Here is a 22,192-nt window from a genome sequence, read left to right as displayed (position 1 = left end):
CCGGGGGGTACGGTCCACAGGGGCCGTGGCCGCCTTCAGTGCTACCCGGATACAGCGGAACCAGGCTTGTTTCCCGCCATTCCCAGCGCCGAAACCAGCTCTCCAATGTGACTTACGCGACGGATGGACAGCCCGGCCTGCACGTCCCGGCCTGGGAGGCGTAGCCTTTATTTCCGCTGTCCATCACCTTGCGAAGCGGAAGAGGGCGGTTAACGCCGTGTCGTCTCAGTCCCCCAGTAGCCCGAGCGTCTCGACCGACCAAGACGGGCAAGGGAAGAACCCTGCCGCTGCCTTCGGTCCCAATGAGTGGCTCGTCGACGAGATCTACCAGCAGTACCTCCAGGACCCGAATTCGGTCGACCGCGCCTGGTGGGACTTCTTCGCCGACTACAAGCCCGGTTCCACCCCCGCGGCGGAGAAGACCGCCACCCCCGACGCCGAAGAGAGTGCAGGGGCCGCCGCACAGCCGGCCCAGGCCGCTCCGGCACCTGCCGCGCCCGCCGCCCCGGCGACGCCCGCGGCCACCCGGCCGGCCCCCGCCGCGGCGCAGCCCGCGGCCCAGGCCCCGGCCCCCGCCAAGGCCGCTCCGGCCGCGGCCCCCGCCAAGCCCGACTCCGCCCCCGCACCGGCCGCCGCACAGCAGGCCGGCGCGAAGGCGAAGGCCGCGCCCGGGGCGGAAGCCGCCAAGGAGGCCCCCGAGGGCCCCGAGTACGTGACGCTGCGCGGCCCGTCCGCGGCGGTCGCCAAGAACATGAACGCCTCGCTGGAGCTGCCCACGGCCACGTCCGTGCGCGCCGTCCCGGTGAAGCTGCTGTTCGACAACCGCATCGTCATCAACAACCACCTCAAGCGCGCCCGGGGCGGGAAGGTCTCCTTCACGCACCTCATCGGGTTCGCGATGGTGCAGGCCCTCAAGGCCATGCCGTCGATGAACTACTCCTTCGCGGAGAAGGACGGCAAGCCGACCCTGGTCAAGCCCCCGCACGTCAACCTGGGCCTGGCCATCGACCTGGTGAAGCCCAACGGCGACCGCCAGCTCGTCGTGGCGGCCATCAAGAAGGCCGAGACGCTCAACTTCTTCGAGTTCTGGCAGGCGTACGAGGACATCGTCCGCCGCGCCCGCGCGAACAAGCTGACGATGGACGACTTCACCGGCGTCACCGCGTCGCTGACGAATCCGGGCGGCATCGGCACCGTCCACTCCGTGCCCCGCCTGATGCCCGGACAGGGCCTCATCATGGGCGTCGGCGCGATGGACTACCCGGCCGAGTTCCAGGGCACCTCGCAGGACACCCTGAACAAGCTGGGCATCTCCAAGGTCATGACCCTGACCTCGACGTACGACCACCGGGTCATCCAGGGCGCCGCCTCCGGCGAGTTCCTGCGCATCCTCGCCAACCTGCTCCTCGGCGAGGAGGGCTTCTACGACGACATCTTCGAGGCCCTGCGGATCCCCTACGAGCCGGTCCGCTGGCTCAAGGACATCGACGTCTCCCACGACGACGACGTCACCAAGGCCGCCCGCGTCTTCGAGCTGATCCACTCCTACCGGGTCCGCGGCCACGTCATGGCCGACACCGACCCGCTGGAGTACAAGCAGCGCAAGCACCCCGACCTGGACATCAACGAGCACGGCCTCACGCTCTGGGACCTGGAGCGCGAGTTCGCCGTCGGCGGTTTCGCCGGCAAGTCGATGATGAAGCTGCGCGACATCCTCGGCGTGCTGCGCGACAGCTACGTCCGCACCGTCGGCGTCGAGTTCATGCACATCCAGGACCCGAAGCAGCGCAAGTGGATCCAGGACCGCGTGGAGCGCCCGCACGCCAAGCCGGAGCGCGAGGAGCAGCTGCGCATCCTGCGCCGCCTGAACGCCGCCGAGGCGTTCGAGACGTTCCTCCAGACGAAGTACGTCGGCCAGAAGCGCTTCTCCCTGGAGGGCGGCGAGTCCGTCATCCCGCTGCTCGACGCGGTCATCGACTCCGCCGCCGAGTCGCGCCTGGACGAGGTCGTCATCGGCATGGCCCACCGCGGCCGCCTGAACGTCCTGGCGAACATCGTCGGCAAGTCGTACGCCCAGATCTTCCGGGAGTTCGAGGGCAACCTCGACCCGAAGTCGATGCACGGCTCCGGCGACGTCAAGTACCACCTGGGCGCCGAGGGCACCTTCACCGGCCTGGACGGCGAGCAGATCAAGGTCTCGCTCGTCGCCAACCCCTCGCACCTGGAGGCGGTCGACCCGGTCCTGGAGGGTGTCGCCCGCGCCAAGCAGGACGTCATCAACAAGGGCGGCACGGACTTCACGGTCCTGCCCGTCGCCCTCCACGGCGACGCGGCCTTCGCCGGCCAGGGCGTCGTCGCGGAGACCCTCAACATGTCGCAGCTGCGGGGCTACCGCACCGGCGGCACGGTCCACATCGTCATCAACAACCAGGTCGGCTTCACCGCCGCCCCGGAGTCGTCGCGCTCCTCGATGTACGCGACCGACGTGGCCCGCATGATCGAGGCGCCGATCTTCCACGTGAACGGCGACGACCCGGAGGCCGTGGTCCGCGTCGCGCGCCTGGCCTTCGAGTTCCGCCAGACGTTCAACAAGGACGTCGTGATCGACCTCATCTGCTACCGCCGCCGCGGTCACAACGAGGGCGACAACCCGCAGTTCACCAACCCGCAGATGGTGACGCTGATCGACAAGAAGCGCTCGGTGCGCAAGCTCTACACCGAGTCGCTCATCGGTCGCGGCGACATCACGCTGGAAGAGGCGGAGCAGGCGCTCCAGGACTTCCAGGGCCAGCTGGAGAAGGTCTTCGCGGAAGTCCGCGAGGCCACCTCGAACCCGGCTCCCGCCCACGCCCCGGAGGTCCAGGCCGAGTTCCCGGTGCCCGTCGCCACGGCGGTCTCCCAGGAGGTCGTCAAGCGGATCGCCGAGTCCCAGGTCAACATCCCCGACCGGATCACCGTCCACCCCCGCCTGATGCCGCAGATGCAGCGCCGCGCGGCCTCGGTGGAGGACGGCACGATCGACTGGGGCATGGGCGAGACCCTCGCCATCGGCTCGCTGCTGATGGAGGGCGTCCCGGTCCGGCTGTCCGGCCAGGACACCCGCCGCGGTACGTTCGGCCAGCGCCACGCGGTGCTCGTCGACCAGAACACCGGCGAGGACTACACCCCGCTCCAGTACCTCTCCGAGGACCAGGCCCGCTACAACGTCTACGACTCGCTGCTCTCCGAGTACGCGTGCATGGGCTTCGAGTACGGCTACTCGCTCGCCCGGCCCGAGTCGCTGGTCATGTGGGAGGCCCAGTTCGGTGACTTCGTCAACGGCGCGCAGACCGTCGTCGACGAGTTCATCTCCTCGGCCGAGCAGAAGTGGGGCCAGACGTCCGGCGTCACGCTCCTGCTCCCGCACGGTTACGAGGGCCAGGGACCGGACCACTCGTCCGCCCGTCCCGAGCGCTTCCTCCAGATGTGCGCGCAGGACAACATGACGGTCGCCATGCCGACCCTGCCGTCGAACTACTTCCACCTGCTGCGCTGGCAGGTCCACAACCCGCACCACAAGCCGCTCATCGTCTTCACCCCGAAGTCGATGCTGCGTCTGAAGGCGGCGGCGTCGAAGGCGGAGGAGTTCACCACCGGCGGCTTCCGCCCGGTGATCGGCGACACCGCCATGGACCCGGCGGCCGTCCGCAAGGTCGTCTTCTGCTCCGGCAAGGTCTACTACGACCTGGAGGCCGAGCGGCAGAAGCGCGACAACACGGACACGGCGATCATCCGTCTGGAGCGCCTCTACCCGCTGCCGGGCAAGGAGCTCCAGCAGGAGATCGCGAAGTACCCGAACGCCGAGAAGTACCTGTGGGCGCAGGAGGAGCCGGCGAACCAGGGCGCGTGGCCGTTCATCGCGCTCAACCTGATCGACCACCTCGACCTGGCGGTCGGCGCCGACATCCCGCACGGCGAGCGGCTGCGGCGCATCTCGCGCCCGCACGGCTCGTCCCCGGCGGTCGGCTCGGCCAAGCGCCACCAGGCCGAGCAGCAGCAGCTGCTCAACGAGGTCTTCGAGGCCTGATCAGCGCCTGTACGGTCACCGCCCGTACGGCCCCGGAGGGCCCGGCCCCGCAGCGATGCGGGGCCGGGCCCTCCGGCGTACGGCGCGAGGGGACGGCTCAGCCGAGGTAGGCCTCGAAGTCCCAGTAGGGGCGGTTGCGCTGGCGTGCGGAGAGGGTGTGCGGGTGCTGCGCGCCGAGCGTACGCGTGAGCGTGAGCAGCGCGTCCGCCTCGACCTTGTCGGCCTCCTCGTACTCGCGCAGGGCCCGGAGGTCGGCGGCCAGCGCGGTCTGGCAGGACAGGGTGAGCGGGTGTTCGTCCCCGAGGACCTGGCGGGACCTGCGCAGGGTGTCCCGGCTCAGCTCCGCGGCGTCCCCGACGCGGCCGTTGAAGTTGCGGCCGCCCGAGGCGTTGAGGGCGCAGCCCAGCACCCAGGGGTGGTCTCCCCCGAGGGTGGCGGTCAGGCCCGCGAGCGCGGACTCGAACATGGACATGGCCTCGCTCCGGTCACCGGTCGCCTGCATCACGAGCCCGGTGTTGGCGAGCATGCCGGTGGCGACGGGGTGCGCCGGGCCGAGCAGCGCCCGGTACCCGGCCTCCGCCTCGGCGATCAGCTCCCTGGCCTTCGCCAGGTCGCCGTGCTCGCGCTGGAAGTTCCCGTAGTCGTTGATGAACGACAGGGTGGTGTGGTGGGTCCGGCCGTGGACCTGCTCCAGCTGTTCCATCAGGCTGTCCATCAGCGGCCCGATGTCCTGCTGGAAGCCGCCCTCGCGCCGCCGGGCGAGCGCCAGGTGCACGCGGGCGACCAGCGTCTGCGGGTGCAGCGGCCCGAGCACCTGCACGTGGAGCCGCACGACGGGCTCCTGCCGGGCCACGGAGTCGCGGTACTGGCCCAGCAGCCGCAGTCCGTGGGCCACCGCGTTCCCGGAGTTGAGCGTGGTGATGTGCCGGGCGCGCAGTACGGTCTCGCGCCGGCTGAGGGTCTCCAGGTCGAGTTCGTACGCCTCCCGGTAGCGGCCCAGCAGCCGCAGTCCGACGCTGAGGTTGTGCCGCGCGTTGATGGAGGTCAGCTCGTTCTCGCCGAGCAGCCGTTCCGCGTCCTCCAGCACCTGCCACTGCAGTTCCAGCGCCTCGCCGTACCGGCCGAGCCGGCGCAGGCTGCTGGCGAGGGCGCCGTTGACCCCGAGTTCGCCGAGTTCGTTGGGCGGCTCGGCCGTCCGCAGCCGTTCCCGCAGGGCGCGTTCGAGTTCGTACGCCTCCCGGAAACGGCCGGAGGAGCGCAGCAGGTTGCCCTGCTGGATGGTCAGGTCCAGCATGTGCTGGGCCAGCGGGTCCATGAACGCCGTCCAGTGCGTGCGGATCTTCTCGGCGAGCCGGTTGCCGGCCGTGTACTCGCCGCTGCGCACGCAGTAGCGCAGGCAGTTCAGCACGGCGGCCTGGACCCGGCTGTTGGAGCTGCTGAGCGCTCCCGACGGTTCCAGGTGGGGCAGCAGCTCGGCGTACCGGGGCCACTGCCTGCTGTCGACCGGGTTGCCGGGGTCGGCCTCGGCCAGCAGCGTGCGGACGGCTTTGCGGTGGGTGTCACGGCGCTCGTCGGTGGTGAGCCGGGACACGATGTCGTGGACGAGCCGGTGCATGTGCACGGACTCCTGGTGCGGGCCCATCTCGGCGTTGACGGGTCCGCGGCTCTCGCGCGTGAGCACCGAGTAGTTGACCAGGGTGTCCAGGGCCCGGGTCCAGGCGGGCAGGTCGGTGCTCATCCACCGCAGGTCCTCGGGCAGGTCGGCCTGCGGATAGGCGCGGGCCAGGCCGAGGGGGATGCGGCCGGGGGCGAAGGAGGCGCACAGGCTGAGCACTTCGACGGCCTGCGGCTGGGTGCGCCTGAGCCGGTTGATGAGGATCGACCAGGAGGTGAGCGAGGAGTGCGGGAAGCCGTCGCCGGCGGGCTCCTCGACGGTGGACAGCTTGCCCTCACGGACCATGCGCAGGTACTCGGGGACCTCCATCCGGGACTCGCCCAGCCAGGAGGCGGCCTGCACGAGCGGCAGCGGTACGTCGCCGAACTCGGCGGCGACCTCGTCGGCCTGCTCCGCGGTCACGTGCGGGGCGCGGCGCATCAGGTAGCCGGTGGACTCGGCCCGGTCGAAGCTGGGGACCTCGAGCACGTCGGTGTAGTCGCCCCAGCCCCTGTTCCGGGAGGTGACGATGGTGTGTCCGGGGCCGTGCGGCAGCAGGACGTTCGCGCCCTCCGTGTCGTCCCAGCCGTCGAAGATGATGAGCCAGCGGCTGTACGGTTCACCGCGCCGCAGCGCCTCGCGCACCGCGCGGATGCGCTCGCCGGGCTCGCTGCCGCTGTGCAGGCCCAGTTCGACGGCGAGTTCGCCGAAGCGGTCGCGCTGGATGTTGCGGTCGTCGGAGTTGACCCACCAGATGACGTCGTAGTCGGTGCTGAAGCGGTGGGCGTACTCCGCGGCGAGCTGGGTCTTGCCGATGCCGGACATGCCCAGGAGCGTGCAGGCGGAGTTGCCGCGTTCGGCCTCGGTCAGGCGTTCCTGGAGTTCGGTGAGGAGGTCGTCGCGGCCGGTGAAACGGCCGTTGCGGCGCGGCACCTCTCCCCAGATCTCGGGAGGCGTGTTCGGGAAGCGCGAGCCGGTGGCCTGGGGGCGGCGGCCGGATGCGCGCCGGAAGTCGATGCCGAGTCTGCCGAGCAGCCGTTCCTCGGCCTCCTGCTCGCCCGCGCTCCACAGGCTGACCGGTTCGAGCACGGCGGTGGCGGGCGGCAGCTGGCGGTTGGTGAGGTTGACGGCGGCGAAGCGCTCGGCGTGCGCGGCGACGTATCCGCGCAGGACGTCGTTCCACTCGCCGGGCGCCCGGGGCCCGAGCTCGAAGAACCAGTCGTTGAGGACGAGCAGGATCCGCCCGCTGGACAGCAGCAGGTCACCGAGCGACTCCTCCAGCGGCACCTCGCGGGGCGGGTCCCAGCGCTGGAGCGTGACCCGCTGGCCGTGGGCCTCCAGGCGCTGCCCGATCCAGTTGGCCCAGGGCCGGTGGTAGCCGGGGAAGACCACGAGGAAGTGTTCCGGCCCGTCCTGGCCGCCACGGTCCGCCGCACCGGCCCCGCCCGAGCGCCGCTGATCCACCATCTGCACGTCTCCCTGTCCTACTCCGCCAGTGCCCGTCGACCGACTGTCACGTCCGGTCGACACAGTGTCACTCAAAGCCCTGCCGAGCCGCACCGAGGCTCGCGTGGTGTTCTCGCATGTCCCCCGTGAACTCCCTTCCGGCAATGGTCAGTTCATCGGATTCAAGCAGTACGGACAATGCTTGTGCCACTTGTCCGCGATGCCGGCCGAACTGTTCGGCGGCCCGCCGCCGCCAGGGAGCCGGGACATCGGCGGCGGTGGCCGCCCGCCGCCACAGATCGGTGAGCGCCAGATGGGCGTACGCGCCCTGGAGCACGCCCGCCACCGGCCGGGGATCGGGCCGCCAGGCGACCCGGTGCAGCTCCCCGCCGCCGGGCCGGTACAGCGGAACGCGTTCGTGCAGGGCGGCCAGCTTCGTGTGGTGGGTCTCGTGGACCAGCACCTCGGCCAGTTCATCGGCCCCGGCCGGCAGGGACGTCAGTACGCCGCCGGGCGCGGCCCGCAGCGTCGCGCTCATCGGGCGGGGCCCGTCGTACGCGGCGGGGTCCACGGGGGCGAGGGGCACGACCACCCGCTGCACGGCCAGGATTTCGGCGGCCCGCCCGGGGTCCGTCCCCTCGATCAGGGCGAGGGCCCGCCTCCACAGCCGCGGCCAGGGCTCGCGGGCGACGGTGGCGCGGTCCGCGGCGGGCATCGTGGCGGCGGCGCCGGGCGGGACCCGGTAGGGGTCCAGGTCGTCGAGGACGACGGCGGTTCCGGGCAGGGTGCGCAGCCCCGACCAGCCCGGTCCGCCGCCGGCGGGCCGGCCCGGCCGGCCGGTGGTGCGCCGCAGCAGGAGGGCGCCGGTCCGGCCGCCTCCGGTGATCCGTACGGTACGGCCGCGGGCGTGCAGTTCGGCCCGGTGCGCCGGGCAGCGCAGGGCGCCGAGGCCGGGGAGGGAGAGCACACCGCCGGGAGCGTCGAGCGTGAGGCGCAGGTCGCAGCCCGCGCGCACGGCCGCGGTGGCCGCCATGCCCCCGAAATACGCGAGGTGCCGGTCGAGGGAGGGGCCTTCGGGGGCGGTGAGGGCCCCGGCCAGCCAGGCCCCGGTCAGCGGGTAGTCGACCGCGTCGCGGACCGCCGCGGGGTCGCGCCGTTCGGCGTGCTCCAGCAGCGCCCAGTGCCGGTGGAAGCGTTCACGCGTGAACGGGTCGGTGCCGGTCCGCTGCCGGTCCACGCGCGTCAGCAGGGACTTGAGAAGCAGCAGCCGGCGGGCGTGCAGCCCGGTCCGCAGCGCGGCGGTGCAGGCGGAGCCGGGCCTGGTGCGGGCGAGCTGGGTGAGGAGGGCGGAGGACAAAGGGGCCGGCGTCATTCCGGCCCCCCTTCGTCGGCGTCCGCGCCCCGGCATCGGCCCGCATCAGTTGACGGTGCCATCCATCTGTCCGGAAAGCGCCGCTGTTCAGCGGTTTCCCGGCTCGTCGCCCGTCCACCAGGCTTCCGCCAGCTCCCAGGGCCGGTCGAGCACGCGGCCGACCGCCTCGACAGTCCCCGGATCGTCCATGGCTCGTAAAGTCCGCAGGTCGACGTCGGTGAGGTCGGGCGCGACCGGAGTCTTTCCGGCGTCCCGTCCCTGGTCGGCAACCACGGTGTTCCTGTGCGACACGCCCGACTCCCTCCTGCCGGCACCCGTCCCGCACGGCCGCAGCGGCTGCCCAGTTCTTCCCGACACCGGTGAAACAGAAACATGTTCGACTTCACTCCGGTCAACCGGCCTTCACCCCGGTGAACGGCCACCAGGGGGGTGCCAGTCGCCGCCGGTCCGCCTCGGCCGGCCGCTGGTCGTCCGTCCGGGCCTCCGTCCCCCGGCCCGGCTCCCGCAGGCGGCCGATCCGCTCCCGCGGCGCCCCGGCCTCCGCCCAGTCCACCTCGGCCAGGGACGCGATCAGCCGCTGCCAGCGGCCGTGCGCCTGCTCGAATGCCCGGCGCGCGGCCCCGGTACGGCCCATGAACTCCAGCGTGCAGCCCTGGGCGTACAGCGCCCGTGCCGCTGTCCGGGAGCCCGGCCGGGTGCCGTGCGCGTCGTCGGCGTCGCGCTGCGCGTTCTCGTACGCCTGGAGTGCGTCCGACAGCAGTGTCGCGGCCGACACATGAGCGAGTTCGAGCCTCACCCTGCCGAGCGCCAGCCATGCCTGGGCCCGCACCCCCGCGTCCGTCAGCCGCTTCGCGGCCTCCTCCAGCAGGTGGCGGCCCTCGTACAGGTCCGGCAGGAAGCCGACCCGCTGGAAGCGGAGCGCCAGTGCGCTGCCGAGCAGCAGGTTCAGCCGGCTGCGGGCCGGGGAGCGGGCGGGCATCGCGGCCAGGGCCTCGCGCAGGACGCTCTCCGCCCGGCCGACGGTGCCCTCGCCGGCCGTCCCCGCCTCGGCGGCGGCGCGGCGCAGCAGCGACTCGCCCCACTCGGTGAGGAGTTCGCAGCGCCGGGCGCTGTCGGACGGTGCGAGGCCGGAAGCGGCCTCGTACGCCCGGTCGGCGGCGGCGTGGCCGCCCGCCGCGTCGTGCAGCCGCGCCTGGGCGGTCAGGCAGCGCAGGCGCAGCGCCGGGTCCTCGCCGGCGGCCTGTCCGGCGCGGGCCAGGACCTCGGCGGTCTCCGCGTGCGGGGCGTCCGCGGCGCGCAGGGCCTCGGCGAGGTCGAGGAGGGCGGGGCAGCGGAGGCCGTCGGGGGCGCCCTCGGCGTCCAGCGCCGCACATCCGGTGCGGAGTTCGCGTACCGCCTCCTCGGCGCGGCGCAGGACGAGCAGCAGCCTGCCCCGGCGCAGGTGCAGCGCCCTGCGGGACCCGGCGGGCCAGTCGGAGGCGTCACCGGCGAGCGCGTCCAGGGCCGCGTCGAGGTGGGGTGCGTCGTGCGTCAGCCGCCACAGCGCGTGGTGAACGGCGGCGAGTTCCAGGCGGGCGTCGGCCCGCTCCCGGCTGTCTTCCGGGGCGCGGTCGCGGGCTTCGGCGAGCGTCCGTACCGCGCGCAGGAGGAGTTCGCCCGCCCGGTCGGTGCCGCGCACGGCCGAAGTCCCGGCTTCCGCGAACAGCACCCGCCCCAGCACGACTCCGGCCCGCGCTCCCCCGGCCGCGTCGCCGGCCGGCGGGCCGGTGTCCGGCCCGTCGCCGTGGGCTCCGGTGCCGCGCAGCGCGGCCTCCGCGCGCTCGCGGGCGCGGCGGAGCAGGGACGGGTCGGCCTGTGCGCGCCACTGGTCCAGGAGGCGTTCGGCCTCGTCCAGCGGTACGGGGGTGACGAGCTCGGGCTGGTAGAAGCGCAGCACCCTGGCCGGGACGCGGGCGAACAGTTCGGGCTCGGCGCCCGCCGCGTCGTCCGCCTCGTCCGTCCCGCCCTCCCCGCCCGGGCGCCGGTCCTGCGGGAGGGCGGGGTCCGGTGCGGCGCCGCGCTCGGAGAGCCTGGCGGCGGCGAGCGCCGAGAAGTTGCGGGCGCCCTTGCCGAAGTTGCGTTCCACGTACGAGGAGCAGTGCTTGAGCACGAGCGCGGCCGCGTCCTGGCCCAGCGAGTTCAGCAGCAGCTCCTGCACCCCGTCCGCGTACACGTAACAGGGTCGGGAGCCGGGCCCCGGCAGCTGCCTGAGCAACCCGCCGAGCAGCACTTCGGCGAGCTCCATCGGGCCGGTGTCCGGCAGCATGGCGCGCTGCACCAGCTGCATGACGGGCAGGGTGAGGGGCGCCGCCGCGAGGTGGACGGCCAGGCGGACGCCGCCGGGCGACGCGTTCGCCCGGAAGGCGCGCAGCAGTTCGTCCGCGCCGCGGTCGGGCGGGAGGGGCGGTGGTACGGCGGGGAAGGCCGGCTCCTCGGCGGCGGCCTCCGGTTCGGGGGCGTCGGCCCAGGCCGCCCAGCCGCGCACCGTACTGCCGCCTTGGTCGGACAGCAGGCGCGCCCAGGACGCGAACGCCTCGGGGGTCGGCGTGAGCACCGGAACCGGCCTGGCCGTCGCCCCCAGCGGCTCCCACGGCTCCTCGTCCGGAACGAACGCGGTGCGCCCGCCGGACGCCGCGGACCGCACCAGGAGCCCCGGCTCGGCGGGCAGTGCGGTACGGGCCCACAGGCGGGGCGGCAGCGGCTGCACGACGGCCAGCGGGGAGCGGCGCGGCCACTGGTGGATGAGCCGCTGGGCGCGGCCCTGCTGCCACAGCGGGCCGACGCAGTCGCTGACGACGAGGGTGAGCCTGCGGCCCGTGGGGTCGTGGAACTGGTCGGCGGGGCGCAGCCGGGTGTGACCGCCGGGCCCCGTCGTGGTGCCGATGAGGGGCGCGCCGCCGTCCCCGGCGTCGTACAGCTGGTGGACCTGGACGTCCCGGAAGACACCGGACTGCTGGCAGGCCTGCCGCAGCTCCTCGACCATGCGCTCCCAGACGGCCATCGCGGGCCCGGTGTCCATGAGCAGCTGGATGTCCACGCGGTGGCGGCCGGAGGGGCGCAGCACCGGGCTGATGACGCCGGACATGGCGCTGCGCTCGGCCGTGGCGTCCTCGTCGAGGCGCCCGCCGGCGGCCGGGGGCACGGCGGCGGCGCAGTGCCGCAGGGGACGCAGGGCGCGTTGCAGACCCAGCAGTCCGGGCAGCGCGGCGGCCGCGGGAGCGCGTACGGGGAAGCCAGGCCCAGCAGCCCCGGCGGCCCCGGCGGTCCGGCTCCTGCCGCCGGGTGCGTAGAGCGACACGGGGCCGGGGTCCGGGCCGGGGCCCCGGGCCTGATCCGGCCCGTCGGAGCCGGTGCCGGAATCCGGGCCGGTGCCGGGGCCGGCCGGATCGGGCCGGGCCGCCCGTCCGGCCCCGTCCGTGTCCCGGTCCTCCTCCGGGGGGCCGCCGGGGGCACCCGTCGGCGTACGGTCCGGCGGAAGCCACCGGGCCAGCCAGACGGCGTCCGCGAGCTCCTCGGCCGTGGGGTCGAGGCCGCCGCTCCTCAGCCTGCCGACAAGTTCCCCCAGGTCCATCCGGCCCTCACCTCGGGCGGTCGAGTGGCCGCATGAGCATTTCGGCGATGCGTTCCCGCGTGACGCGCTCCGCGCGAGGGGCGTGCTGGGTGAGGTAGAGCGCGTTGAGGAGCTGGTCGGCGGCGATGACCTCGCCCGGTGCGCGGCCCAGGAACCGCTCGATCAGATCCCGTCCCTCGATCGCCGCGTCACTGCCGAGGTGCGCCTCGACCATGGCGGTGAGCTGTTCCTCGCCGGGCGGTTCGAGCTCCAGCTGGATGCAGCGGCGGAGCAGCGCGGCGGGGAAGTCCCGCTCGCCGTTGGAGGTGAGGACGATGAACGGGAAGGCCGTGCAGCGGACCCGGCCGCCGCGCACCGGTACCTTGCGGCCGTCGTCGGTCAGGACGTCCACGACCGGTTCGCGGTCGGCGATGCGCTCCAGCTCGGGGATGGCGAACTCGCCCTCTTCCAGGGCGTTCAGCAGGTCGTTGGGCAGGTCGAGGTCGCTCTTGTCGAGTTCGTCGACGAGCAGCACCCGCGGCTGTTCGGACGGCAGCAGCGCGGTGCCGAGCGGTCCGAGGCGTACGTACGAGCCAATGCTCGAGGGCGCCGAGGGAGCCGGGGCGGCCGCCCCCGGTCCGCCCTGCGCCCGTTCCAGCTGCACGTCCTGGAGGCGGCCGATGGCGTCGTAGCGGTAGAGCCCGTCCTGGAGCGCGGAACGGCTGACGATCGGCCAGCGCAGGACACGGCCGAGGCCGAGTTCGTGCGCGACGGCCTGCGCCAGGGTGGACTTCCCGGTGCCCGGGTTGCCCGTCACCAGCAGCGGGCGGCGCAGATACAGCGCCGCGTTGACGGCGTCGACCTCGGCGGGCCTGGGGTGGTGGTTCTCCACCAGCCGGCGCTGGACACCGAGTCTGCGGGCGGCGCTCGGGTCGGTGGCCGCGGGGTCGGCGGCGTCCGCGTCCGGTCCCACGGCGGCGAAATCACGCCACGGGGGCGGGCCGGGTAACCGCTGGACTCCGTCGTGCGGCGTTCCCGCGCCGCGGTAGATCCGCCAGTCTGTCACTGAGTTTCACCTCGCGGGTAGGTGGGAACGGAGCCGGATCCGACGGTCGTGCGGCTGTCGGGGCTGCCGAGGTTACCGCTCAAGTCCCGCTCTGCCGACCCGGCTTCCGGCCCGGCCCCCGGGAACCGGCCGGGCATTCGAGGCACCTCCTGACGGGCCGTCATGTGCCGGGTCCGGACAGCTGCTGCGGCACCCTCAGCGGCACACCGTCGTACGGCGGGCGGTCGGGCGGGTCGAAAAGTACGGCCATGGAGCCGGCCCAGGCCGCTTCCGCGACCGTGTCGGGTGTCGCGTCGGGGTCCATGGAGATGATGCGCAGGGCACGTATGTGCCGGTGCAGTCCGTCCACGCCGTCGGCGCGTGCCAGCAGTTCGTCGGCGCGCGTCTGGAACTCCCGGCAGTCGCTGTGGTCCCGTCCGCATCTGCGCCACAGTGCGAGCGGGTGCCCGGCGGCGAGCGCGGCGGCCATCGCGTCGAGCCCGTCACCGCTGCCGACGGGCCCGCAGTACACGGGCACGGTGCCGTCCCCCGCGTCGGACAGCCTGGCGTACGCGGCCCTGCGGGACTCCCGGCGGGCGCCGGGGCCGTGTCCGGACGCGGGGACCTCGCCGCGCAGCGGCACGACGCTGAGCGGCCCGCGGACGGCGGCCTTCCAGCGGCGGCGCCATTCGGGGCTCGCGGGGCGGTCGCGGCGCCTGCGGTCCCGTATGACGACGATGCGGCGCTCCCCCAGCGCCATGCTGTGCTCGTCGAAGACCTCGTCCTCGGGCGACAGCCGCCAGGTGTCGAGGGGTTCGTCGAACAGCTCGCGCGGCAGCAGGGCCTCGACCGCCGCGAGGTGCTCCCCGCTGTCCCCGCGGCGCAGGGCGTCGGCGAGCGGCTCGCGCAGGGTCTCGCGGAGGCGGGAGCGGGGCACACCGCGGTCGTCGCCGTGCAGCGGGCTGACGGTCCGCCCTTCGTAGAGGAGCTTGACGCGCCACGGGTAGCGGTCGCCGTAGTGCACCGGGTCGATCTCGACGAGCACGTCGGCGCGGGCCTGCCCGGCCGGGCGCTCCCGTACGGACCCGAACGCGAACCCGGGGTCCGTGCCGGGCCCCGGCTCCGCCCCGGGCCCCGGACCGTCTCCCGGTCCGGGCGCGTCCTCCTCACGGAGGTCCAGGACCTGCGCGATCTCCTCGCGGATCGCCTGGTGCGCCGACTCGCCCTGTGTGGTGATCCACTCACCGAGCCCGGTGAGAGCGGCCCGGTGGGGGCTTCCGGACCCGTCTCGGTCACGGCCCCGCTCCCGGCTCGCGAGGTGCCTGACGACCTTGGCGGCGTACAGCAGCACCGCGTCGACGTCGAGGTCGTGCCCGCCCTCCTGGCCGCGCAGGTCGTACAGCAGCCCGGCGCCGTCGCGCCAGGTGCGCGGGTCGTGTTCGATGGGTGACTGGTAGTCGCGGTGCAGCACACGGCGTTTGACGTCGTCCACGAGGGTCATGACCTCGCCGGGCCCGGTGGGCGGCGGCAGTTCGGCGAACCGGCCGAAGAGGTGCGCGCGCACGGCGGGGCCGAACCCGGGGGCGCCCTTGGCCCGCAGGCCGGCCTGCGCCCTGGTCCAGCCGCCGGCCGTGGTGCTGCGGAACCGGCGCAGGTGGTGGCGGTCGTGCTCGCGCAGGACGGTGTGGAGGATGCCGCCGCCCGGCAAATCGTGCAGCTCGCGCAGGGCCGTGATGGGCACGGCGGCCCCCTCGTGCTCCGCGCGCCCCTTGTTCATGCCGATGACGGCGCCGTGGACCAGGTCGACGACGGGGCCTCCCGAGCAGCCCTCGACGGGCAGACTGCCGCGCAGCAGCAGCGCCTTGCCGTCGGTGGCGTGGGCCCGGCCGACGCCGTGCCGTATGCCGAGGTCGCCGGTCTCCCTGGACCAGCCGTGCAGGCTCACGTCGGCGGGGACGGCCGGGGGCCGCTCACCGAGCCAGACGCAGGCGGCGTCCCGCGCGTCCGGGACGCGGACCAGCGCGATGTCGGGGAACTCCCAGTGGTACGGGGGCTCTTCGGGGTCGGCGGGCCGCGGCTTGGCGAGGACGACCTCGCCCGTGGTCACGCCGCCCTGCCACGTGATGCCCAGTGCGCGCTCTCCCCTCCACACCGCGGCCTCCCCCTTTCCCACGACATGGGCGCAGGTCAGCACCCAGCCGGGGGCGATGAAGAAACCACTGCCCCAGTAGTGGGCGCCGTGCGGGTCATACCCGCCTCCGGGCGCGGCGATGCGTACGAGCGAGGGGCGCACCATCTCGTCGAAGGGGTTCACGACGCGCTCATACCGCGCCGGGGGCGGACGGCCGGGGCACGGTCGCCGGCCCTGCGCCCGGCCCCGGATCCGGTCCCGCGCCCGGGGTCGCACCCGCACCCGGGGTCGCGGCCGTGCCCCCGCCCGGGTCCGCGACCGGTTCGGTCCAGGTCAGGGACACGGACACGGACGCCGTGCCTCCGCCGTCCGCGAGGACCCCGATCACCTTGCCGGCCTGCGCGGACAGTTCGATACCGAAGGTCACGGCGACCTCGACGGGGGCGGTGGGGCGCAGCCCGGCGCGCAGCGACTGCACCACGCCCTGGACGACGTCGGTCAGCCCGCCCGCCATGGAGACGACCCGGTCGCCGATCCCGGTGTCCCGGAAGCCGCCGCCCCGGTCCAGTTCCTGCACCTCGCTGACACGGGCCCAGACGACGGTCCCGTCGTCGAGCCGAACCTGTGCGATCCCATTGGCCACAGCGTCCCCCGCTCCCCCACGCGATGAATGGTGAAGGGTAATCGCTGCCGGGTACGAGCGCGAGGTCCCGGGGATCAGTGCCTATCCTGGCTGGGAACAACCGCTGTCCACCCCTGTCCACCCCACGGAGCAACACCTTGTACTTCACCGACCGAGGCATCGAGGAGCTGGAGAAGCGGCGCGGCGAGGAGGAAGTCACCTTCGAGTGGCTCGCCGAGCAGCTGCGTACGTTCGTCGACCTCAACCCGGACTTCGAGGTCCCCGTCGAGCGCCTCGCGACCTGGCTGGCCCGCCTGGACGACGAGGACGAGGACGAGTAGCTCCTCGCCTCACCGGTCGCGGGCGGGCGTCCGGCCGGCGCGCATCCGCTCGTACGCCAGGCCCAGCGCGCCCTGCGCCACCAGTACCGCCCCCGCGAACACCCAGCCGCCGCTGCGCCGCCGCAGGCCCCACAGGGCGAGCGGGACACCGGCCGCCAGCTGGGCCGCGATCAGCACACGGATACCGGGGCCGCGCGTCCAGGGGCCGCGCGTCCAGGGACCGGCGAGGCCGGTGGCGCCGGCGGGACCGCCGGTGGAGCCTTCCTCGGCCGTGCCCGGTTCCGTACGGACCGCGTCGCACCGGCCCTGCCACTCGACCGGTTCCGTGTCCGGCCGCGCCAGCGCCGCCTCCCGCAGCCGGGCGGCCGGTTCGCCGGGGGCCAGGCCCGAGGGGAGCGCGAGGCCCGAGCGGGACAGCACGGCGATCACACCGAGCAGGCGGGTTCTGGCGTCCGCGTCGGGGTCGGGCCGGGTGAGCGCCTCCAGGGCCTCCATGTCGAGCACCGGGTCGAGCCCGAGCCGCGCCGCGAACGTGCGCATCGCCTCGTCCTCGCCCGCCGGCGTGCCGTCCGCCAGCCATACGTAGCCGACCTGGCGCCGGAAACCCGAAGCGAGCGTGAAGCCGGCCCAGTCCGCGTCCCACCACAGGGCGAGGACCGGCCAGCTGACGCCGACGGCGAGCGCCGTGGCCCAGCCCGCCAGCACCCGGTCGACCGGCTCGCCGCCGTCCAGCCACGGCCTGCCCTCGGGTACGAGCACGCTCCACCGTTCCGCGGAACCGCTCCCGCCACTCCTGCCGCTCCGGGCACCGGCCGGGGCCAGCAGCAGCTGTTCACGCAGCAGACGGGCGGCGGGGCGTACCGCATCGGGCTCGGCCCCGCACAGCAGCAAGGCCCCTGCGGGCCCGGATCCGGATGTCGCGTCCATGTCCTCACGCTAGGACACTTTGCCCGTATTCGGCGCGTATGAGTGGGCTGCCCGCGTCGATACGCCCCTTGACTTCGGAGGCCCGCGATATATCGTGTTTATTCGTAGACGCGATATGTTGCGTCTGTCCAGTCAGACGGGGAGAGCAGCATGACAGAGCCGACGTGGGCGGTCGCCGAGCCGCGAAAACTCACCTTCGAGGACCCGGTGACGGCACTCAGCGTGCGCATCGTCGACGGGACGGTGAACGTCGTCGGCGCCGAGGAGGGTCCCGCCCGCCTCGAAGTGTCCGGGATCGAGGGCCCGCCGCTGACCGTGACCCACCGGGACGGCACCCTCACCGTCGCGTACGAGGACCTGCCCCGGCACGACTTCCTCAAGTGGCTCGACCCCAAGAACCGGCAGCGCAGCGCGGTCGTCTCCCTCGTCGTCCCCGCCGGGACCTCCGTCGAGGTCGGCGTGATCGGCGCCGGCGCCGTCGTCTCCGGGATCCGCGGACGTACGGCCGTGCGCGGCATCAGCGGCGACACCACCCTCGTCGGCCTCTCCGGCGCCGTCCGCGCCGACACGGTCTCGGGCAGCCTGGAGGCCCAGGGCGTCACCGGCAGCCTCCGCTTCCACTCCGTCTCCGGGAACCTGACCGTGGTCGACGGCTCCGGTTCCTCCGTACGGGCCGACTCCGTCAACGGCGACATGGTCGTCGACGTGGCCCCCGCCGGGAAACCCACCGACATCGCCCTGACCACGGTCTCCGGCGGGGTCGCCATCCGTCTGCCGCACCCGGCCGACGCGACGGTCGAGGCGAACACGGCGAGCGGCTCCCTCTCCAACGCCTTCGAGGGCCTGCGGGTCAGCGGCCAGTGGGGCGCGAAGAGGATCACGGGCAGGCTGGGCACGGGCGACGGCCGGCTGCGCGCGACGACCGTCTCCGGCGCCATCGCCCTGCTGCGCCGCCCGCCGGCCGGCCAGGACCCGCACGGCGCAGAGGCCGACGGCGCCCCGCCCACGGACACCCCGCCCACCCACACCCCGGCCGACAAGAAGGTGCTCTGACATGCCTCCCGTCTTCGCCCACGGCCGTCTGCGCCTGTACCTCCTCAAGCTGCTCGACGAGGCTCCGCGCCACGGTTACGAAGTGATCCGCCTCCTGGAGGAGCGTTTCCAGGGCCTGTACGCCCCCTCCGCCGGCACCGTCTACCCGCGTCTCGCCAAACTGGAGGCCGAGGGCCTGGTCACGCACGCCACCGAGGGCGGCCGCAAGGTCTACTCGATCACCGACGCGGGCCGCGCCGAACTGGCGGGCCGCGGCGGCGAACTGGCGGACCTGGAGCTGGAGATCCGCGAGTCGGTCTCCGAGCTGGCCGCCGAGATCCGCGACGACGTACGCGGCGCGGCGGGCAACCTGCGCCGCGAGATGCGGGCCGCCGCGAGCGAGACCCTGCGCGACGCCGCGTCGCAGCCCAAGGGGAGCGGCCGCGAGGGCGCGTTCGGCGACGGGCTGGGCGACAGCGAGGCGTGGCGCGCGGCGAAGGAGGAGCTGCGCAGGGCGAAGCAGGAGTGGAAGGAGCAGGCGCGCCGCGCGAAGGACGAGAGCCGCCGCGCCCGCGAGGACGCGCAGCAGGCGCGCCACCAGGCCCAGCAGGCCCAGGAGAAGGCGCAGGAGCAGATGCAGCGGATCGCACAGCGGGTGCAAGAGCAGGTGCAGGACCACTTCGCCCGGGGCGACTGGCCGAAGGGGGTACGGGAGGGTCTCGCCGAGATCACCAAGGAGTTCGGCTTCTTCGGCGGCCGGCCGCAGCCCGGACCGGAGCGGGACGCGGCGCCGGACACCGGGCCGGTCACGGAGCCCGCCGAGGCCGAGGCCCCGCGTACCGACGCGCCCGCGGAGCCCGAGTGGGCCCAGGAGCCCCCGTCCGGCGACCCGGCCCGCGACCTGGAGCGCCTCCTGGACCGCTTCCGTGACGACATCCGCGACGCGGCCCGCGACCGGGGCGTGACGGAGGACCAGCTCCGCGAGGCACGCCGTCACCTGTCCACGGCGGCGGCCCACATCGGCGCGGTCCTGCGGAGCCCGGAGGTCTAGGGCGCTCCCCGCGCGTCCCCCTCGCCCTCCTCCTCGCGGGCGCCTTCCTCCGGGCCGTGGCACGGCCCGGAGGCGGGAGCCCCGGGCGGGCGGCACGGCTAGAGCAGCTCGATGGCGGCGACCAGCGGGAGGGGCGCGACGGCCAGGGCGAGGGCCGCCGTCGCGAGCCCCGGGCGGATGTCGCGCTTGGCCCGGAAGCCGAGGAACGCCGTGAGGGGCGGCAGTACGCACAGCACGAGGAAGCTCCAGTGCCAGCCCTCCTCCCCGGCGAGGAAGAACAGGAGCGCCAGGTACGCGGGGACGGTCATGAGGGCCCCGAGGCGGACCTTCGAGAGGAACGTCTCCAGGCTGTCGATGTCACCGTACGGGAAAGGCATGCGGGGTCCGTCCTCCCTAGACCGCGGCGTGGTCGTAGCCGCTGGAGGCTACCTCGGGGAAGCCGTCCGCCGCCGAGAAGCCGTTCACCGCCGCGGACATCACCAGGCCGAGCGCGGTCAGGGCCATCTGCATCTGGTTGAAGCTCTGCGCCGCGTCGGACCACATCTTCATGATCCGCAGCGCCTGCGCCGCGGCCAGGGCGAACATGGCGGCCGACGCCACCTGCCCGCCGACCGGAATCAGGTTGGCGGCCTGGGCGGCGGCCAGGTTGACCAGCCAGGTGACCAGGGCGTCGCAGAACATGACCATGAAGGACTTCAGGAACTCGGCGAACTGGAACGCCAGTTGCGCCGCCTGTTTGTAGCTGGTCCGCAGGGAGTCGAAGGTGTCCTTGAACTCGTCGAGTTTCTTCGTGAACTCGTCGAAGTACACCCGGGCGGCGTCCGAGGCGTTCCCGTTCCAGGTCAGGGCGACGTTCCCGGTGCCCTTCCGCAGGTTCGCGGCCACCGCGTCGCAGAATCCGCCGAGGCTTCCCCATACGTCGGCGCAGTCGTTGTACTTGTTCCAGTCCCCGAGGATCCAGTTGTTCAGCTCGCCGAAGGGGTCGAAGCCGAAGAGCAGCTTGGACGCCTCGACCGCCATGGCCGAGGGGCTGCCGAGGTCGAGGATGCTGCCGAGGGTCTTCTGGACCGGGTTCATGTTGTACTCGTCGGCGTGCCCCTGGCCGTACCGGACCAACGGGTTGCCGCTCTCGGACGGCGTCTTCAGGAGGTCCGCGGCGCTGCTCGCGTCGGAGAAGTCGCCCGCGTTCCCGCCGTCCGGCGGGGAACCGGCTCCCTTGGACCCGGGGAAGGTGGCGTCCATCTTCGACGCCTCGCCCCGGTCCGTCTCACGGTAGTACTTCGCGGACTTGGACAGTTCCTGGGCCGAGGAGCCGAGAACCCTCTGCACTTTCTGCAGAGCCTTCCTGGCTTCGCCCACGTACCTGTCGTGGTCGCCCGCGACCAGGTCCCAGAGCTGTCCGCCCGCCACCTTGTCGATCTGCGCGTTGCCCGTGAACGCGACAGCCTGCGTACTGCCGTCGGCGGCGCGTCCGACGAGCTTCGAAAAGCCGTCGATCGCGCCCGGCTCCACCCGAAAGCCCACCGCCTGCTCCTGCCCCTGGAAAGTTGGTGTGCCGGGGGACGCCGTCCCGCGCCCCGCGGCCGTCCGCCGTTCAGTACAGCGACCAGCCCCGGCCGTCGTGGCGGGACTTCTTGCCGCTGTCGCCCGGCGCGGCGCGACGCTCCTCGTCGATGCGGTTCTGCTCCTCGGCGATGCTCCGCTCGCCCTCGGCGGCAAGCGCCTCGCGTTCGGCCTCGGAGAGCGCCGCCCACTTCTCGGCCATGGGGGCCGCCTGCGCGACGAGCTGGTCGGAGTAGGCCGACACGTTCACCGCGTCCCGCAGGCCCGAGCGCCCCGAGAGGACTTCCCGGGCCATCTCCTTGAGGGCCTCACCGCCCCGCCCCGAGGCGAGCTCCTCCAGGGACTTGCGCAGCACTCGGGCCTGCGCGGGGTCCTGCCCGCTCATCTCAAGGAATTCGGATTCGTCGACCCGCCTGGCCGACTCCGGCCCCTCGGCCACGTGCCCTCCCGGTGCGTGGGTCACAACCTGTCGTGCCGACGTGCGGGTACGAAACTACCCACTCACCGGCCACACCCCGAATGCGCTGCCGTCACAGAAGTGTCACAGGGCTCGTCCGCCGGACGGACCCGGGACACTCCCTAAGCCGCCTCCGACAGCGCACGCTCCACCGCGCCGTACGTCGCGCCGTACTCCGTCAGCACGTCGGCCACCGGGCCCGGCTGCGCGGTCAGCGCCAGCAGCAGGTGCTCGTCGCCGATGTGCCGGTCGCCGCGGCCCAGCGCGACGCGCAGGGACTTCTCGAGTATGCCCTTCGCCTGCCGTGTGAAGGGGCGGCGCCCCGTCAGCAGGCCCCGCCTCGGGCCGCGTCCGGCCTGCATCGCACCCTCGCCGTGCGTCTCCTCCACCTTCGAGACGATCTCCATGACGTCGATGCCGATCCCGGCGAGCGCCTCCTGGTCGGCCTTCGAGAGGCCGCCCCGGCGCCGCGCCTCGGCCAGCGCCCGTGTCACCGCTTCCCTGCGCCCGGCGATCCCCAACGAGGTGAAAACGGAGGACGAGCGCGTGCCCTCCTGGTCCAGCAGGGCCAGCAGCAGGTGCTCCTCGGTGACCGAGTCCGCGTCCGCCCGTTCCGCCCGGGTGACCGCGCCCTTCACCACGCCCCGGGCACTCTTCGTGAACCGCTCGAACATCAATGCCTCCCGTGCTTCTTGTGGACGGCCTGCCGGCTGACGCCCAGCTCGGACGCGATCTCCTGCCACGACCAGCCCCTGGCGCGGGCGCTTCTCACTTGCACGGCTTCGAGCTGCTCCAGCAGCCGCCGCAGTGCGGCGACGGCGCGCAGCCCGACCCGGGGGTCGTGGTCGCCCGCGCGCTCGGCGAGGTCCGTTGCGTCGGTCATGCATGTCAACTTA

General features: G+C 73.4%; 17 protein-coding genes. 4 read left to right on the top strand and 13 right to left on the bottom strand.

The genetic code is table 11. From position 1 onward, the window contains the following. The first annotated feature begins 217 nt into the window (after window positions 1-217). Entirely contained in the window at window positions 218-4,066 is a 3,849-nt protein-coding gene (locus ACWD0Y_RS08040) for a multifunctional oxoglutarate decarboxylase/oxoglutarate dehydrogenase thiamine pyrophosphate-binding subunit/dihydrolipoyllysine-residue succinyltransferase subunit (RefSeq protein WP_450259542.1), read from the top strand. A gap of 97 nt (window positions 4,067-4,163) precedes the next feature. On the opposite strand, the gene fxsT is transcribed toward ACWD0Y_RS08040, so the two are convergent. From fxsT to ACWD0Y_RS08005, 7 genes are all read right to left on the bottom strand, one after another. Next, a complete protein-coding gene (gene fxsT / locus ACWD0Y_RS08035) occupies window positions 4,164-7,187 on the bottom strand; it encodes an FxSxx-COOH system tetratricopeptide repeat protein (protein WP_450259541.1) in 3,024 nt (1,007 codons plus the stop codon). A 67-nt stretch (window positions 7,188-7,254) separates the two neighbouring features. Next, entirely contained in the window at window positions 7,255-8,538 is a 1,284-nt protein-coding gene (locus tag ACWD0Y_RS08030) for an aKG-HExxH-type peptide beta-hydroxylase (RefSeq protein WP_450259540.1), read from the bottom strand. Window positions 8,539-8,625: 87 nt separating this feature from the next. Next, window positions 8,626-8,829, bottom strand: coding sequence for an FxSxx-COOH cyclophane-containing RiPP peptide (fxsA, locus tag ACWD0Y_RS08025; RefSeq protein ID WP_450259539.1), 204 nt, complete (start codon window positions 8,827-8,829; stop codon window positions 8,626-8,628). A 100-nt stretch (window positions 8,830-8,929) separates the two neighbouring features. Next, the gene (locus ACWD0Y_RS08020; protein ID WP_450259538.1) at window positions 8,930-12,148 is read right to left on the bottom strand and encodes an SAV_2336 N-terminal domain-related protein; all 3,219 of its coding nucleotides are present in this window, start codon (window positions 12,146-12,148) and stop codon (window positions 8,930-8,932) included. Window positions 12,149-12,155: 7 nt separating this feature from the next. Beyond that, on the bottom strand, window positions 12,156-13,193 hold the full coding sequence (locus ACWD0Y_RS08015; protein WP_450259537.1) for an AAA family ATPase: 1,038 nt from the start codon (window positions 13,191-13,193) through the stop codon (window positions 12,156-12,158). Window positions 13,194-13,353: 160 nt separating this feature from the next. After that, complete coding sequence (locus ACWD0Y_RS08010) at window positions 13,354-15,486, bottom strand: VMAP-C domain-containing protein (RefSeq protein ID WP_450259536.1); 2,133 nt, start codon at window positions 15,484-15,486, stop codon at window positions 13,354-13,356. Window positions 15,487-15,493: 7 nt separating this feature from the next. Then, on the bottom strand, window positions 15,494-15,946 hold the full coding sequence (locus ACWD0Y_RS08005; protein WP_450259535.1) for a CU044_2847 family protein: 453 nt from the start codon (window positions 15,944-15,946) through the stop codon (window positions 15,494-15,496). A gap of 137 nt (window positions 15,947-16,083) precedes the next feature. Between ACWD0Y_RS08005 and ACWD0Y_RS08000 the strand changes: the two genes are divergently transcribed. Next, window positions 16,084-16,266 (top strand): DUF6104 family protein, encoded by a 183-nt coding sequence (locus ACWD0Y_RS08000; RefSeq protein ID WP_003961784.1) that lies wholly within the window; start codon window positions 16,084-16,086, stop codon window positions 16,264-16,266. Window positions 16,267-16,275: 9 nt separating this feature from the next. On the opposite strand, the gene ACWD0Y_RS07995 is transcribed toward ACWD0Y_RS08000, so the two are convergent. After that, window positions 16,276-17,193 (bottom strand): hypothetical protein, encoded by a 918-nt coding sequence (locus ACWD0Y_RS07995; protein WP_450259534.1) that lies wholly within the window; start codon window positions 17,191-17,193, stop codon window positions 16,276-16,278. 150 nt (window positions 17,194-17,343) lie between these two features. Between ACWD0Y_RS07995 and ACWD0Y_RS07990 the strand changes: the two genes are divergently transcribed. Together ACWD0Y_RS07990 and ACWD0Y_RS07985 are read left to right on the top strand one after the other, a co-directional pair. Next, a complete protein-coding gene (locus ACWD0Y_RS07990; RefSeq protein WP_450259533.1) occupies window positions 17,344-18,246 on the top strand; it encodes a DUF4097 family beta strand repeat-containing protein in 903 nt (300 codons plus the stop codon). Window position 18,247: 1 nt separating this feature from the next. Continuing rightward, on the top strand, window positions 18,248-19,276 hold the full coding sequence (locus ACWD0Y_RS07985) for a PadR family transcriptional regulator (protein WP_450259532.1): 1,029 nt from the start codon (window positions 18,248-18,250) through the stop codon (window positions 19,274-19,276). Between the two features lie 98 nt (window positions 19,277-19,374). Here the strand turns inward: ACWD0Y_RS07985 and ACWD0Y_RS07980 are convergent, their stop codons facing one another. The 5 genes from ACWD0Y_RS07980 to ACWD0Y_RS07960 form a co-directional block, all read right to left on the bottom strand. Further along, window positions 19,375-19,653 (bottom strand): hypothetical protein, encoded by a 279-nt coding sequence (locus tag ACWD0Y_RS07980; protein ID WP_450259531.1) that lies wholly within the window; start codon window positions 19,651-19,653, stop codon window positions 19,375-19,377. A gap of 16 nt (window positions 19,654-19,669) precedes the next feature. Then, complete coding sequence (locus ACWD0Y_RS07975) at window positions 19,670-20,800, bottom strand: hypothetical protein (RefSeq protein ID WP_450259530.1); 1,131 nt, start codon at window positions 20,798-20,800, stop codon at window positions 19,670-19,672. A gap of 70 nt (window positions 20,801-20,870) precedes the next feature. Next, window positions 20,871-21,278: a hypothetical protein gene (locus ACWD0Y_RS07970; protein WP_450259529.1), complete on the bottom strand. Its 408-nt coding sequence runs from the start codon at window positions 21,276-21,278 to the stop codon at window positions 20,871-20,873. Between the two features lie 140 nt (window positions 21,279-21,418). Then, window positions 21,419-21,970, bottom strand: coding sequence for a Clp protease N-terminal domain-containing protein (locus tag ACWD0Y_RS07965; RefSeq protein WP_450259528.1), 552 nt, complete (start codon window positions 21,968-21,970; stop codon window positions 21,419-21,421). Further along, the gene (locus ACWD0Y_RS07960; protein ID WP_450259527.1) at window positions 21,970-22,179 is read right to left on the bottom strand and encodes a helix-turn-helix domain-containing protein; all 210 of its coding nucleotides are present in this window, start codon (window positions 22,177-22,179) and stop codon (window positions 21,970-21,972) included. The genes ACWD0Y_RS07965 and ACWD0Y_RS07960 overlap by 1 nt, the downstream gene beginning before the upstream one ends. Window positions 22,180-22,192 lie beyond the last annotated feature (13 nt).

The sequence above is a fragment of the Streptomyces altiplanensis genome, assembly GCF_053591575.1.
Note: the sequence above shows the minus strand (reverse complement) of the source record. Positions and strands in the feature narration are given on the sequence as shown.

Coding starts and splice junctions, on each gene's coding strand:
- fxsT (WP_450259541.1), bottom strand. CDS start 7,187: ATGGTGGATCAGCGGCGCTCGGGCGGGGCCGGTGCGGCGGACCGTGGC.
- ACWD0Y_RS08030 (WP_450259540.1), bottom strand. CDS start 8,538: ATGACGCCGGCCCCTTTGTCCTCCGCCCTCCTCACCCAGCTCGCCCGC.
- ACWD0Y_RS08020 (WP_450259538.1), bottom strand. CDS start 12,148: ATGGACCTGGGGGAACTTGTCGGCAGGCTGAGGAGCGGCGGCCTCGAC.
- ACWD0Y_RS07995 (WP_450259534.1), bottom strand. CDS start 17,193: ATGGACGCGACATCCGGATCCGGGCCCGCAGGGGCCTTGCTGCTGTGC.
- ACWD0Y_RS07990 (WP_450259533.1), top strand. CDS start 17,344: ATGACAGAGCCGACGTGGGCGGTCGCCGAGCCGCGAAAACTCACCTTC.
- ACWD0Y_RS07985 (WP_450259532.1), top strand. CDS start 18,248: ATGCCTCCCGTCTTCGCCCACGGCCGTCTGCGCCTGTACCTCCTCAAG.
- ACWD0Y_RS07980 (WP_450259531.1), bottom strand. CDS start 19,653: ATGCCTTTCCCGTACGGTGACATCGACAGCCTGGAGACGTTCCTCTCG.
- ACWD0Y_RS07965 (WP_450259528.1), bottom strand. CDS start 21,970: ATGTTCGAGCGGTTCACGAAGAGTGCCCGGGGCGTGGTGAAGGGCGCG.
- ACWD0Y_RS07960 (WP_450259527.1), bottom strand. CDS start 22,179: ATGACCGACGCAACGGACCTCGCCGAGCGCGCGGGCGACCACGACCCC.